General features: G+C 48.3%; 8 protein-coding genes and 3 tRNA genes. 9 read left to right on the forward strand and 2 right to left on the reverse strand.

Annotation, left to right across the window (positions count from 1 at the left end):
* Positions 1 to 166: 166 nt before the first annotated feature.
* Positions 167 to 1,855 (reverse strand): S41 family peptidase, encoded by a 1,689-nt coding sequence (locus HMPREF2955_RS07225; RefSeq protein WP_070722244.1) that lies wholly within the window; start codon positions 1,853 to 1,855, stop codon positions 167 to 169.
* Between the two features lie 165 nt (positions 1,856 to 2,020).
* On the opposite strand from HMPREF2955_RS07225, the gene HMPREF2955_RS07230 reads away from it, so the two are divergent.
* The 5 genes from HMPREF2955_RS07230 to HMPREF2955_RS07255 all read left to right on the forward strand — a co-directional run bounded on the left by HMPREF2955_RS07230 (position 2,021) and on the right by HMPREF2955_RS07255 (position 5,364).
* Positions 2,021 to 2,094: transfer RNA gene (locus HMPREF2955_RS07230), tRNA-Asn, on the forward strand.
* Positions 2,095 to 2,464: 370 nt separating this feature from the next.
* Positions 2,465 to 3,313: a lyso-glycine lipid O-acyltransferase GlsA gene (locus HMPREF2955_RS07240; protein WP_083317654.1), complete on the forward strand. Its 849-nt coding sequence runs from the start codon at positions 2,465 to 2,467 to the stop codon at positions 3,311 to 3,313.
* Positions 3,314 to 3,338: 25 nt separating this feature from the next.
* A complete protein-coding gene (locus HMPREF2955_RS07245; protein WP_070722247.1) occupies positions 3,339 to 4,328 on the forward strand; it encodes a glycine N(alpha)-acyltransferase GlsB in 990 nt (329 codons plus the stop codon).
* Positions 4,329 to 4,706: 378 nt separating this feature from the next.
* On the forward strand, positions 4,707 to 4,940 hold the full coding sequence (locus HMPREF2955_RS07250) for a hypothetical protein (RefSeq protein WP_044078325.1): 234 nt from the start codon (positions 4,707 to 4,709) through the stop codon (positions 4,938 to 4,940).
* A complete protein-coding gene (locus HMPREF2955_RS07255; protein ID WP_009231662.1) occupies positions 4,933 to 5,364 on the forward strand; it encodes a DUF2335 domain-containing protein in 432 nt (143 codons plus the stop codon). The genes HMPREF2955_RS07250 and HMPREF2955_RS07255 overlap by 8 nt, the downstream gene beginning before the upstream one ends.
* 98 nt (positions 5,365 to 5,462) lie before the next feature.
* On the opposite strand, the gene HMPREF2955_RS07260 is transcribed toward HMPREF2955_RS07255, so the two are convergent.
* Positions 5,463 to 5,538, reverse strand: a tRNA-Pro gene (locus HMPREF2955_RS07260).
* 191 nt (positions 5,539 to 5,729) lie between these two features.
* Between HMPREF2955_RS07260 and HMPREF2955_RS07265 the strand changes: the two genes are divergently transcribed.
* The 4 genes from HMPREF2955_RS07265 (at position 5,730) to HMPREF2955_RS07280 (ending at position 14,722) form a co-directional block, all read left to right on the forward strand.
* Positions 5,730 to 5,802: transfer RNA gene (locus HMPREF2955_RS07265), tRNA-Phe, on the forward strand.
* A gap of 462 nt (positions 5,803 to 6,264) precedes the next feature.
* Entirely contained in the window at positions 6,265 to 7,986 is a 1,722-nt protein-coding gene (locus HMPREF2955_RS07270; protein ID WP_009231660.1) for a sulfatase family protein, read from the forward strand.
* Between the two features lie 82 nt (positions 7,987 to 8,068).
* Complete coding sequence (gene murF, locus HMPREF2955_RS07275) at positions 8,069 to 9,370, forward strand: UDP-N-acetylmuramoyl-tripeptide--D-alanyl-D-alanine ligase (RefSeq protein WP_009231659.1); 1,302 nt, start codon at positions 8,069 to 8,071, stop codon at positions 9,368 to 9,370.
* A gap of 2,214 nt (positions 9,371 to 11,584) precedes the next feature.
* On the forward strand, positions 11,585 to 14,722 hold the full coding sequence (locus HMPREF2955_RS07280; protein ID WP_246830090.1) for a SusC/RagA family TonB-linked outer membrane protein: 3,138 nt from the start codon (positions 11,585 to 11,587) through the stop codon (positions 14,720 to 14,722).
* Positions 14,723 to 14,730 lie beyond the last annotated feature (8 nt).

A 14,730-nucleotide genomic window follows, 5' to 3' on the forward strand; every position in this document is an offset into this window, starting at 1 on the left:
GTTAATCAGGTTAAAAGTAGGTTTCAAAGCGAATGGGTTTGGCCACCAAAAACAGCTTTCGCCCACTTCTTGAAAACGCGCAACTAATGGTGCATCCACAAGAAATGGGCGAAACAGGCTGTAACAAGGCTAAATGCCTAGCGAAAGAGGTTTCAGCACACGCTGTTTACTTCTTTGCCTTGGGCTGTGCCGCCTTTGGTTGCGGTTTCAGCAAGTCGGCATATCGCTTAGGGTCTGCCAGCAACTTGAGGGCCTCTTTCATTTGCTTATCGTCAACAAGCGAGTGCCTGATGCGGCCCTTTTGGAAGTAATACGTGGGTATGATGCCGTCGATGATAAGTCGCTTGACGGCATCTTTGTTGATGTCGAGGTCTTTGGCGATGTTGTGGCTCAACTTCTTTTCTAGCGCATCGAACTCGGTTTTGGCATCATCATAATAGCCTTCGAACTTAGCCAGCTTTACCAATTCCTTTAAGAATTTCTCACTTTCGCGGTCGTAAGTGAACTTCGAGTTGAGCACACGCTGCTTAAACTCGTTGTATTCGGCATCGGTAAGCGTAAAGTCTTCGGGTTGCGCGATGGTGGGATGCTTGGCAATGTAGTCTAATTGATAGTTCAGCAACAGCTCGTTAGAGTCTCTGATTCCTGCCAGGTAAAACGCGATGTTGGGCAGTGAGTCGGCTTTCACCACCACATCGGGCAGAATTCCGCCGCCATCGCGCACAGGTCTGCCGTTAGCCGTGTGGAACAACTTGGTTAACGAGTCGGGTACGTGTTCGGTTGTGCCGCCGTTTCCGTGTTTATAGTTAATGGCCTGAATACATCGCCCGCTAGGTATGTAGTACTTGGCCGTCGTCAGTTTGAGTGCCGTATTGTAAGGCAAGTCCATCGTCATTTGCACCAAGCCCTTGCCAAAAGTGCGCGTTCCCAGCACCACGGCTCGGTCGAGGTCTTGCAGCGAGCCGCAAGTAATTTCGCTCGCGCTGGCCGAATTGCCGTCGACAAGCACCACGATGGGCATTACGGTGTCGATGGGTTCAACCGTTGTGCGGTACTCGTGGTTAGAGCGTTGCAGCTTTCCGCGGTTGGAAACGATGAGTTTTCCTTTTGGCACGAACATGTTTACGATGCTTACGGCCTCCGATTCGGACCCGCCGCCATTGCCGCGAAGGTCGAACACAAGGCTCTTCATGCCTTTTTGTTTAAGGTCGAGGAAGGCACGGCGCACCTCGCGCGAGCAGTTTTCGGTAAATCCAGAAAGGTTGATGTAGCCCACATTGTTGGGTTGCATGCCATAATAGGGCACGGCAGGCGACTGGATGGCCTTACGGGTAACCTTAAACTTCATGACCTTGCCCGTTGATGGGCGTTTTATTTGGAGGATGAAGCTTGTTGCGGGGTCGCCCCGCAGATGGTCGCTAACGTAAGATTGGTCTTTCTTGGTCATGTCTTCGTTGTCGATGGCCAAGATGATGTCGCCCTTTTTCAGTCCCACTTCGGCAGCGGGCATGTTTTCATAGGGTTCTTCTATGATGACGCGTTTAAGCTGGCTGTTGTACTTAATGATGGCGCCAATACCACCGTACTTACCCGTAATCATGAATTTAAGGTCTTTCACCTTGTCTTCGGGGTAATACACGGTGTAGGGGTCTAGGGCTTTAAGCATGGCGTTGACGCCCGTCCCCACCGTTTGGTTAGCGTTAAGCGTGTCTACATACATCATATCGAGGTTTTTGTAGATAGCGTTAAAAATGTTAAGGTTCTTGGCCACGTCGAAGTTGTGGTCTCGTTCGTTTTGCGCCGCTGCCGTGTAGGCGGTGGCGGCCAGGCATAATGCGATGAATGTCTTCCTCATTGTAAATAGGTTTGTTCTGTTTTACAAAATTACGACATTCAGATTACCTAGCGTTATCTTTATTCCTATTTTATTATAAAATCGAGAAAAAACGATTTTTTTCGCCAAAACATTTGGTGGTTTCAACAAAATGCAGTACCTTTGCAACCGCAAACAAGCAAAATTGCTTCAATAGCTCAGTTGGTTAGAGCACCTGACTGTTAATCAGGGGGTCGTTGGTTCAAGCCCATCTTGAAGCGCGAAAGGGAATTACTTCGGTAGTTCCCTTTTTTCTTTTTCATCCCGTATGAGGTATGCCTAGGCTAGCCATGCAGTCCATTGAGTTTGGCTAAGCAGTCCAACGCACAGGCATCGGCAGAAGAAAAAAACATCAATACCCCCGACTACTACCATCGGAAACACGCCCACATGCCACACCGCCAAAAAGCAAAATGCCAAACGAAAGCCAGGTTCGGTTGTGCAGTATTGTGCCCCAAAGCAACGCTTAGCAAGCCACAATTGAAAGGCAACGCAAAAAAAACACGCATTTTTTAGGCCGCACACCGCACGTATTAAAAAAAGAAGTGTTATTTTTGCAGATTGTTAGTATTGTTTTGATAGAACGACATTGTGGAGAAAACCATAGACATAGACAACATCCTTAAAAGCAAGATGGGCGACAAGGCGCGTCTTGTACCCCGTGCGTTGGCAAGATGGCTTAAACACATCGTGCACCAAGACGAGGTGAACGGTTTTCTTTGGGACAACCGCGAACGCGTGGGCGTAGACTGGTTAGAGGCTTGCGTAGGCTATCTAGACCTGACATTAAACGTGCGCGGCATGGAAAACCTTCCTGCAAAGGATGATGGTAGGCTATACACGTTCGTGTCTAACCATCCATTGGGCGGCATCGACGGCGTGGCACTTGGCGCAATCGTGGGCCAGCACTACGACGGCAACTTCCGCTATCTGGTTAACGACCTGCTGATGAACCTGCCCGGCTTGGCCCCGTTATGTATTCCCATCAACAAAACTGGCAACCAAAGTCGTGCTTTCCCTGCTATGGTCGAGGCTGGTTTCAAGTCGCAGCAGCACATGATGATGTTCCCTGCGGGCCTTTGCAGCCGAAGAACGAAAGGCGAGATACGCGACATACCGTGGACAAAGACGTTCATCGCCAAGAGTGTAGAAACACAGAGAGACGTGGTGCCCATACATTTCGGCGGGCAGAACTCCAACTTTTTCTATCGTTTGGCAAACACCTGCAAACGCCTAGGCATCAAGTTCAACGTGGCCATGCTGTTCCTTGTAGATGAAATGTACAAGAACAGGCACAAAACCTTTAACGTAACCATCGGCAAACCCATTCCGTGGCAAACGTTCGACAAGAGCCGAACGCCCCTGCAATGGGCGCAGGCGGTGCAAAACTTGGTGTACCAACTGCCCACAAACAACCAAAACCAGCGACTTAACCCCTAAGCCATAAACCATAACCGAAGGAAGAATGGAAGAAAAAATCATCCAACCCGTTGAAAGGGAACTGCTGAAAAGCGAACTCACGCCCAACAAACAATTGCGCCTGACGAACAAAAGCAACAACGAGATATACATCGTTACCGCACAAGACTCGCCCAACGTGATGCGAGAGATTGGTAGGCTGCGCGAGATTGCGTTCAGAAACGCCGGCGGAGGAACGGGAAAGGCGTTGGACATCGATGAGTTCGACACGATGGAAGGCGGATATAAGCAGCTCATCGTGTGGAACCCCGACGCAGAAGACATCATTGGGGGATACAGATACATATACGGAACGGACTGGAAGATGAACGACGACGGACAACCGCTGCTGGCAACGAGCCACATGTTCAAGTTTTCCAATCGCTTTCTCACCGACTATATGCCTTATACGGTGGAGCTAGGCCGTTCGTTCGTGGCCGTAGAATACCAAAGCATCCGCAAGGGAACGAAGAGCATCTTTGCGCTAGACAACCTTTGGGACGGGCTTGGCGCATTGACGGTCATCAACCCGAAACTGAAATACTTCTTTGGAAAGATGACGATGTACCCCTCGTACATCCGTCGCGGCAGGGATATGATACTCTATTTCCTTAAAAAACACTTCGACGATAAGGAGAATTTAATTACACCGATGAAGCCCCTTGCCATCGAAACCGACCCAAAAGAACTGGAGGCACTGTTCTGCGAAAACGACTTTAAGGCAGATTATAAAATCTTGAATCGCGAAATTCGCGCGCTGGGATATAACATTCCGCCGCTGGTTAACGCCTACATGGGGCTTAGTCCTACGATGAAACTCTTTGGAACGGCCATCAACTATGGTTTCGGCGATGTTGAAGAAACGGGCATCCTCATCGCCGTTGACGAGATTTTGGAAGAGAAACGCGTGCGCCACATCGACAGTTTCATTGCAGAAAATCGAGAAACGTTGGAGCTGACAACAGGACAAAACAAGATTATATATAAGGAGAAGTAAAGGCCGAACAAATGCTGCGCACACACCGCGCGCCCTTTCATTCGTTCGCTTGCTAACGTGGCAGGGGGAACAAGCCCTGTAAAACGGATCGAAGTCCATATACAACGTGTCTGCCAAACAGCTGACAAACCAACTTGTCGGCTAAAATTCGGCTATTGCAACAACGCCTATGGTAAAAGAGGTATCGTAGACTTTTCAGGCCACATTCTGCGAGTGTGTAAACAACAAACACGCCCTTTCGGTACCACGTTACCAAACAAAAGCCGTCAACATTGCCGCACATTAGAAGCTGTCAATCTTTTAAACTTTTGTTCGTTCGAGATAAAAACACTATATTTGCACTATAAAATAACATCCAATAAAATAAAAGGAGGCTTTATGTACATCATAAAAAGCATGATACAATTTGTGGCAAGGGCCACATACGTGTTTGGAAGAGCTTCCAAAGGTCAATATCACTCTGATTCGGAAGCAATAAAAGAACTAGAAAGGGAAGTGCTGTATGGCAAATCGGATCGTCGTACTGATGCAGAGAACTTGATAAACGACAGACGAAATGTTGCAGCCGACATACGAAAAAGCTTTAATAAACTTATAATGGAGAATGGCTAAACAATCTATCAGCAGGAAAGAAACCCAAGTATCAACTGGCGATTCGGTAGGAAAGCAACTAGAACAAACCGTGTCGGTTGATGATAACTCATTGCCTTCGCCCCAAGAGTTATCCCAATACCAGAAAATCAGCCCCAATATTGTTGAGTTCTTGATAGAAACAGCGAGAAAAGAACAAGAACATAGGCATTATATGGAAAAAGAGAAGTTGGAATTAATAAAGGAGTCTGAACAAAAAGACGCTAAGATGAACATTAGGGGTATGCGTTTTGCCTTCTTATCACTTGTCATTTTCATGGGTATTACAGCTTTCGCTCTATACCTAGATAAGCCTTGGTTCTCTGGTATCTTTGGAGGAATCACTATTCTGTCCATCATGTCAATATTCGTTGAAGTAGGAAAGAAACCGAAAAAAGAAAAATAGAGAGCCATATATATAGGAAACCATCGTTCCCTATTCACGTTCTCACTAAAAGCAATCGGCCACGCCATTGGAAACCCAATGCGTGGCCGATTGTTTTTTGGTCGGGATGAGGCGACTCGAACGCCCGACCCCTACGTCCCGAACGTAGTGCGCTACCAACTGCGCTACATCCCGATGCCAAAACGAATGCCAATGACGAACCGCAATATTGCTTATGCAACTGGCTTTCTTCGCTTAAATGCGGTGCAAAGGTACTGCAAAAATCTGAATAACGGGCAAATGACGAGAAAATATTAAAGAAAATGCAGAGAATATTTGCCAGTTACACAAATTATCACTACCTTTGCACTCGCAATTCAGAAGTTGGTGCCATAGCTCAGTTGGTAGAGCAAAGGACTGAAAATCCTTGTGTCCCCGGTTCGATTCCTGGTGGCACCACATTTTTTGGTTAATAAATTGTGTGGGTCTTTGAAGTCGTGAGATTTCAAGGACTTTTTTCTTACCCCAAACTTAGCCCTATCCTTTCTTCTTTAAATGCCAAAAAGAAACGCACAACCCTTTCTTCGCACTTCGTTCGGCACACCTGCCACCACCCCACCTTATATAATAAGGAGCGCCATCCGCACCCATCAAACGCCATCACGTCCAACCAACACCGCCCCACCTTATATAACAAGGAGTGCCATCCGCACCACATCCACCACCCCATCCCCATTCAAAATATTCCGCATACCAAATAAAAAATGTGGCATTGGGGGCATCCATCCCCACGATTTTGTGTACTTTTGTAGCACATAACGCGCTGCCGACATGCTCACCACAAGCTTAACGGGCACATGCCAGCGCAAAACACAACCAACTTACACAAAGATGAATCTACCATCCCAACTCTCGCTCACCATGCTTCCTGCCCTCGCATTGGCCACAACGGCCGATAAGACAGTGGCACAAACCAACGACACCCGCTACCCCAAGTGCCCTGAACTGGCCACAGTTCCCGTAAACGCAGCAGCGCAAGCCACTGCCGTGCGTCCCAACATTTTATATATCATGTGCGACGACCACTCCATGCAAACCATCAGCGCATACGGCAGCGCCCTATCTAAGCTTGCGCCCACGCCCAACATCGACCGATTGGCGCGCCGCGGCATGCTGTTTAGGTCGGCCTTTGTCGAAAACTCGCTGTCAACGCCCAGTCGCGCCTGCCTCATCACGGGCCTTTACAGCCACCAAAACGGACAACGACAACTGGGAGAAGGCATCGATACCACCCGAACTTTTTTCAGCGAGCTGCTACAAAAAGCGGGGTACACCACAGCAATGGTAGGCAAATGGCACATGCACTGCCGCCCCAAGGGGTTCGATTTCTTCCATATCCTCTACAACCAAGGCTCTTATTACAACCCCGTGTTCTGCTCAAACCGCGAATACGGCAAGTACAAGCAAGAGAAAGGCTACGCAACGACACTCATTACCGACCACGCCATCGACTTCTTAGAGCATCGCGACAAGTCGAAACCCTTCTGTTTGCTGGTGCATCACAAGGCACCGCACCGCAATTGGATGCCCGAAGAAAAATACTTCGGCCTTTATAGCGACGTAGAGTTCCCACTTCCCAAAACCTTTTGGGACGATTACGCCACGCGCGGCTCGGCTGCCAGAACGCAAAAGATGCGCATCGACGACGACTTGCGCATGATTCAAGACCTGAAAGTGCCCGAAACGCTAGACACGGCCGACGTGGAAAGCATGGATTCGTATTACGCACTGCTCGGCGAAACAAGCAGATTTACCACCGAACAGCGCGTAGCCTTCGACAAATACTATATGCCAAGGAACAAGAAGTTTATCGAATCAAAACTCACAGGCAAGGAATTGGTGAAGTGGAAATACCAAAACTACATTCGCGACTACGCTGCCGTGATACGTTCTGTTGACGACAACGTGGGCCGACTACTTGATTATTTGGAACAAAACGGACTTAGCGACAACACCATCGTGGTGTACACCTCAGACCAAGGCTTCTATATGGGCGAACACGGATGGTTTGACAAGCGGTTCATGTACGAAGAGTCGTTCCACACGCCGCTCATCATCAGCTATCCCGGACATGTAAAAGAAGGAACAGAATGCAACCAATTGGTGCAGAACATCGACTTCGCGCCCACTTTCCTCGAACTTGCCGGGGTGAAAAAGCCCAGCGAGATGAGTGGCCGTAGTCTGCAACCGCTGTTCAAGGGCACAAATGTAAAGGACTGGCGAAAAGACCTTTACTACCACTATTACGACTATCCCACTTACCACCTTGTGCGCAAGCACGATGGCGTGCGCAACGAACGCTACAAGCTTATCCACTTCTACGGAAAGGGCAGCGACCGCGCCGTGCAAGAAAACAAGTACCAACGCACGCCCGGAACCAGCGAATATTATACCTATCAGGCATTGAAACGCATCAATTATTTTCGCGATGATGCCGACATAGATTATTACGAACTGTACGACTTGCAGGCCGACCCCGACGAACTGAACAACATCTACGGCAAACCGGGTACGGAAAAAGTTACCAAGCAGTTGCTTAAACGATTGGGCGAATATCGCAAAGAATTGAAAGTAGACGAGTAACGCACGGCCAAAGGCACAAGCTTGCGCGTGCCAACAGGCTGCTGCACGTTTTGCAGAAGTAGCCATTATACAAACAAAGCGTATGACAACAGAACAGTTATATAAGATTTTTGAACGCCATCCCATAGTAACCACCGACAGCCGCGACTGCCCCGCGGGTAGCATTTTCTTCGCCCTTAAAGGCGAATCGTTCAACGGAAACAAGTTCGCTGCCGCGGCCTTGCAGCAAGGTTGCACCTTTGCCGTGGTAGACGAGGCCGAATTTTGCCCACCTAACGATGAGCGATACATACTGGTAGACGACGTGTTGCGTGCCTTCCAGCTGTTAGCGCGCCACCATCGCCGCACCCTTGGCACGCGCATTGTCGGCATAACGGGCACCAACGGCAAAACAACCACCAAGGAACTACTGGCGGCTGTGCTGGGCCAAAAGTACAACGTGCTGTACACTTTGGGCAATTTCAACAACGATATTGGCGTTCCCAAAACCCTACTACGCCTTAAACCCGAACACGAAGTGGCCGTGGTAGAAATGGGAGCCAGTCATCCGGGCGACATCAAGACGTTGGTTGAGCTGGTCGAACCCGACCTTGCACTCATCACCAACGTAGGCATGGCCCACCTGCAAGGCTTTGGTTCGTTCGAAGGAGTGGTAAAAACCAAAGGCGAACTATACGACTTTATGCGCCAAAGCAAGCGCGGAAAGGTGTTTATCGATGCCAACAATCCCCACCTGATGGGCATTGCCGAGGGGCTAGACCTCGTAACCTATGGCACACCTGCACGCCCCGACCTCTTCGTTAGCGGCAAAGTGGTTTCGGCTGCCCCCTTCTTACGTTTCGCTTGGCAACGCGAAGGCGGCGCATGGAACGAGGTTCAAACCCATCTTGTTGGGGCATACAATGTGCTAAACATGCTTGCCGCCCTCAGTGTAGGCCTTTTCTTAGGCGTTTCGGCCGAAGATGCTAACCGTGCCTTGGCCAATTACGTGCCCAGCAACAACCGTTCGCAACTGGAAGAAACGGCACACAACAAGCTGATTATGGACGCCTACAACGCCAACCCAACAAGCATGAGCGTGGCCCTGAACAACTTTCACGATATGGAAGTGCCGCACAAGATGGCCATTTTGGGCGACATGCTCGAATTGGGAGCCGTTAGCCAAAGCGCACATCAAGCCATTGTCGACCAGCTTTCGCAGCTCGCACTCGACGAAGTGTGGCTCGTTGGTTCCGAATTTGCCCGCACAAGCTGTGCTTTCCGCAAGTTCAACAACGTAGAAGAAGTGATAGCCGAGTTGAAAAAGCATCGCCCCGAAAACCATTACATCCTTGTAAAAGGCAGCAACGGCATACATCTCGACAAGTTACCACAATGGCTTTAACCCCAGTGCGCCACTTGGTAAGCCATTAAGTAGACAAACATTATCGCGCACAACCACACGTTGCGCTTTGAGAAAACGGAGCAAAACACGCTGCATTCCTCGCACACGACGGGGTGATAAGGCGTACAAACAGCTCTTTTACTCAAAGCGCAACGTTTTCTCTAAGGCCTGCACAGCATGGCCACCTCCACGTGCAAAACCCCAGTTGACTTTCCAAACGTTATACTTATATTGCTGTCTGCTAAAAGTTTTTCTCTCAATAAAAATTTATTTTTAGCGGACAGTAATAGAAGTCGTCTTCACTTTTATGTTTCTAAAAAGGGATAGGGGTTTATTATCTTTGCGTTATAAATCCAGGATAAACACACCTATAATGTACGAAGTACTGGACTAAGATATGATAAGTACTGAAATTCTGCCCCATTTGTCTGTGGCAAAACGTGTCTATGTCTCAAAAAAGGTAATCTAGTGGAAGTTGATTCAATGCTTTCGCTGCCAGTTGAAAGCGTCTTTCCAGTGGCACATAATGAGGAGAAAGTAAAGAGCACTTCTTTATGTTCCTTATGTTCTTATGTCAAAAAGGACGTTGTTATGTCAAAAGACGAAAAGATAAACGTTTTCGCTAAGCCAAATGAACAATGTCGAGCTTGTTCGAACATTGTCGCGGCGAGAAAAGAACGATTAGCTCGTTCACTCGTTAACTTCTCCACTCGTCAACTCGTTAACTTGTCCTCTTGTCAACTCGTCAACTCGTCAACTTCCCAACTCGTCAACTTCCCCGCTCGTTAACTTGTCCTCTTGTTAACTCGTCCTCTCGTTAACTTGTCCTCTCGTTAACTTGTCCACTTTTCAGCAAGAATTTTAACATTATGAGTACTCTTTTTGCCACCAATCGCTCACCTTGCCGCAAAAAATCGATTCTCGCGAAGGTTTGTTTTGTGCAAGAAAGGGGTAGTTGCACATACGGGCAAAATGAATATTTATTTCAATAGAGTGTCGTTTGCACCAAGTTTTGGCCAATTTACTGCTAATTTGAGTGCATTTTACCGCTAAATGCAGCGCGTTTTGGTGCTAAATGCAGTGCGTTTTGGTGCTAAACGCAGTGCGTTTTGGTGCTAAACGCAAGGTAAAATGGTGCAAAATGCAGTGCAAAATGCTGCTGAATGCAAGACGAAAAGCATAAATATACGCCGCAATGGTATAAACAAAACCTCTTAGAACCATGAAATACACGGCTAAAATGGGCAAAATAGTCGCCAAAAAGTAGAATTTTAGGGGCAAAAAGTGGGTAATTAGGCCTGAAAAAATACGAGCTGGCAAGCAAACTAGAAAGGTAAAATGGTGCTAAATGCAGGCTTTGCTCTTAAAAACAGACAAAACGGAAGGCGAAAAAATCTAGAAATAGGGGCTATTTACCTATTTTTTAGCCTATATTTTCGCTAGAACGGAGCGAGAATTAGATCCATATTGTAAAATAAAAATAAGAATTTTAAGTTTTTAAGTTGATGAGTTTTTGAGGTTGTCAGTTGGTGAGTTTTTGAGGTTGTTAGTTGATGAGTTAGTAAGTTCGCAAGTTGATGAGTTTATTAGTTGGCGAGTTTTTGAGGTTGTTAGTTGATGAGTTTGTAAGTTCGTAAGTTGATGAGTTTGTTAGTTGGCGAGTTTTTGAGTTCGTAAGTTGATAAGTTAGTAACTTTGTTTGTTTGTAAGTTGGTGAGTTTTTGAGTTGATGAGTTTGTCGGTTGATGAGTTGATGTTTTCGGGAGTTGTTGGTTTTTCGTGAGTTTATAAGCCAGTAAGCCGATTTGTCCTGCACCTTGTGTATGAGAAATGTGTTTATCTTGTGTTGGCATCTGCTAGGCGATGCGCCATAAGTGCGCGTTGCGTGTATGAGAAACGTGTTTATCTTGTATTGGCATCACAAAGATGACAAACCCCTCTGAATTTACAGACTACTCCCTCTGAATTTATAGAAATATTAAAAACCAAGACGATTTCATAGAAAAATAATTTTCGGGATATTTGGAACTTTCGAAAAAAACGCATAAATTTGCAGCAAACGATTTCTTAACGCCTTTTCGCAATCTAACAACAATACCGCTGACAGTAAAGTAGAACGTGGACAAACAGGCAGGAGATCAACAGTATTTAACAACCCCTGTACACTAATCGCAGGGAAAACACGAGCAATTAACAAAAATGAGAACTTTCTTTATGCGAAGAAACAGACAAGTAGGACGAGTTACCAGGCTCTTGTTGTTGATGTTGTGGACCACATTTCCACAACTGCCTTGCCATGCCGAAAGTGCCGAGTTGGCATCCAAGACGAGCCAACAAGCCACGCAGGGAAGTAAAAGAACGATGAAAGGGCAAGTGAAAAGCGAAAGCGGCGAGCCGCTGATTGGCGTCACCGTGTATGGTGCCGACGGTAAGGTGAGCGGCGTAACGGACATGGATGGCATGTATCACATAGACATTCCCACAAGCCTCACCGTTGTTCGTTTCTCGTACGTGGGCATGAACCCTGTAAGCATCACCATCGAACCGGGAACCACAGCGGTTGTCCGCAACCTGTCGATGCAGTCGAGCACAACGATAAAAGACGTCGTTGTGACGGGTATTTTCCAGAAAAACAAAGAGGCGTTTACGGGAGCGGTGGCCACCATCACGAACAAGGAGCTAAAAGAATTCGGTAACAAGAACCTGCTTACATCTATCGCCAACATCGACCCGTCGTTCAACTTACTGGCAAACAACCAGTATGGGTCGGACCCCAACCGTCTGCCCGATGTTCAAATTCGCGGTACCGCCAACCTGCCAACCCTTACAAACCTGCAAGACAACACACGCACCGACCTGAACACGCCGCTCATCATTTTGGACGGATTTGAGATCAGCTTGGCGCGGATGGTGGACTTGAACGAAGACGAGGTGGAATCCATCACGCTGCTAAAAGACGGTTCCGCCACGGCCATTTACGGTTCGCGCGGAGCCAACGGCGTTATCGTCATCAAGCGCAAGACACCCCAAACGGGGCGACTGCGGTTCTCGTATAGCGGTAGCCTTAACGTTGAGGTGCCCGACCTGTCGGACTATCACTTGCTGAACGCCGCCGACAAGCTAGAATTGGAACGGCGTTCGGGCTATTATCAAAGCACCAACCCGGGACGCGACTTTATTTTGAAGAAAAAATATTCGGCCATTTTAGAGAACATCACGCGTGGATTTGAAACCGACTGGTTGTCGAAACCGCTACGCGCAGGGGTGGGGCAACGGCATAACATACGCATTGAGGGCGGCGACGAGAGTTTCCGCTATGCAGCCTCGCTACAATATAACGGTGTGGCAGGTGTGATGAAAGGTTCAAACCGCAACAACTTCAACGGTGGCATCACCCTTTCTTACCGCCATCGCAGCTTGATTTTCACCAACGACCTCAGCATCGGATACACCAAGTCAGCCGAATCGCCATACGGCTCGTTCTCCGATTACACCCGATTGAACCCCTATTGGCGGCCATACGACGACAACGGCAGGCTTATCAAGATGTTCGACAACGATGTAGACTTCTATGGCGGGTTCCGCAATCTGCCTGCCAATCCGCTTTACAATGCCATGCTCAACCAGAAAAACAGCCAACAATACACCGACATCACCAACAATTTCTCCATCGAGTGGCGGCCTTTCGAGGGATTCATCACGCGAGGGCGCGTTGGTTTGACGTGGCGAAACACCGAGACCGACGACTTTAAGCCGGCCAAACACACGATGTTCGAAGCCGACGAATATCAAACGGAGGAAGGCAGCTTGCGCAAAGGGCGCTATAACTACGGCACAGGCAAGCTAACAAATTATGAAGTGGCACTCACGGCAAGCTATTCCAAGCACTTCGCAGAGAAACATCTTCTGTATGCGGCAGCCAACTGGAATGTTACATCTAACTTCGCCCGCAACTACAACTTCGTGTTCGAGGGCTTTACAGACGAATACCTCGACTTTCCTTCCAACGCCTTGCAATACCAAAAAGGCGGCAAACCATCGGGCGGAGAGTCGCGAACCCGCGCCGTGGGATTGGTGTTTAACGCCAACTATTCCTTCGACAACAGGTATTACACCGACCTGGCCTACCGCATAGACGGCTCTTCACAGTTTGGGAAAAACCGCCGTTTCGCGCCGTTCTACTCGGTGGGCATCGGCTGGAACGTGCACAACGAAAAGTTCATGAAAAGCGTTCGCTTTGTTGATAGGCTCAAATTCAGGGCTTCTTTCGGGCAAACCGGTTCGCAGAAATTCAGTGCCTACCAAGCCATAGCCACCTATTCTTATTATCTGAACGACCGCTACAACAGCTGGATTGGCACTTACCAAAAGGCACTGGAGAACCCCAACTTGGAATGGCAGAAGACAGACAAATGGAATGCAGGCGTTGAAATCAACCTCTTCGACAACCGACTGAACCTTGTTGCCGACGTTTATCTCGACAAAACATCTAACTTACTCTCGTCGTTAAAACTGCCCCTCTCTAACGGTTTCACATCGTTTGTGGAGAATATTGGCGAGGTGGAGAACCGCGGCTTTGAAGTGAAAGCCACTGGCTTTCTGTTGCGCAACACCTCGCAAAGGCTTGCATGGTCGGTAACAGGCTCCATCGCACACAACAAAGACAAGGTAGTGAAACTATCGCAAGCCTTGAAAGACGAGTATGCCAAACGACTTCTTACGGGTGGGACAACGCCTAACAAAGTGATACGCGAGGGCGAATCGCAACACACCATCTATGCCGTTCAGTCGCTGGGAATAGACCCCAGCACGGGCAACGAGGTTTTTAGAAAGAAGAACGGCGAGCTAACCCACACGTGGAGCGCGGCAGACCGCGTGGCGTGCGGCATCAGCCAGCCCAAATTCCGCGGCACATTGAGCAGCATGATTCGCTGGAAAGATTTCACAGCCAACGTGGTTTTCGGCTATCGCTTTGGCGGACAGATATACAATTCCACGCTGGCTAACCGCATCGAGAACGCCGACAAACACTACAACGTGGACGAAAGGGTGTTTCGCGACCGCTGGCAACAGAAAGACGACCGTACATTCTTTAAAGGCTTGAACAACGAAACCATAACCAATGCCACGACAAGGTTCGTGCAAGACGAACGCACGCTCAGCTGCCAGAACATTCACCTTGCCTACATGTTCAGCAACAACCCGTGGCTGAAACGCCATTTGGGCATACAGGTATTGACGTTGAGCAGCGACCTAAGCGACCTCTTCTATCTCTCGAGCGTTAAGCAAGAACGCGGACTTTCCTACCCCTATTCGCGGCGTTGCTCGTTTACCCTATCCGTTAGTTTCTAAACTTTAAA

Source organism: Prevotella sp. HMSC073D09 (assembly GCF_001814145.1).
GTDB lineage: Bacteria > Bacteroidota > Bacteroidia > Bacteroidales > Bacteroidaceae > Prevotella > Prevotella conceptionensis.

Coding starts and splice junctions, on each gene's coding strand:
- HMPREF2955_RS07225 (WP_070722244.1), bottom strand. CDS start 1,855: ATGAGGAAGACATTCATCGCATTATGCCTGGCCGCCACCGCCTACACG.
- HMPREF2955_RS07245 (WP_070722247.1), top strand. CDS start 3,339: ATGGAAGAAAAAATCATCCAACCCGTTGAAAGGGAACTGCTGAAAAGC.
- HMPREF2955_RS07250 (WP_044078325.1), top strand. CDS start 4,707: ATGTACATCATAAAAAGCATGATACAATTTGTGGCAAGGGCCACATAC.
- HMPREF2955_RS07255 (WP_009231662.1), top strand. CDS start 4,933: ATGGCTAAACAATCTATCAGCAGGAAAGAAACCCAAGTATCAACTGGC.
- HMPREF2955_RS07270 (WP_009231660.1), top strand. CDS start 6,265: ATGCTTCCTGCCCTCGCATTGGCCACAACGGCCGATAAGACAGTGGCA.
- murF (WP_009231659.1), top strand. CDS start 8,069: ATGACAACAGAACAGTTATATAAGATTTTTGAACGCCATCCCATAGTA.
- HMPREF2955_RS07280 (WP_246830090.1), top strand. CDS start 11,585: ATGCGAAGAAACAGACAAGTAGGACGAGTTACCAGGCTCTTGTTGTTG.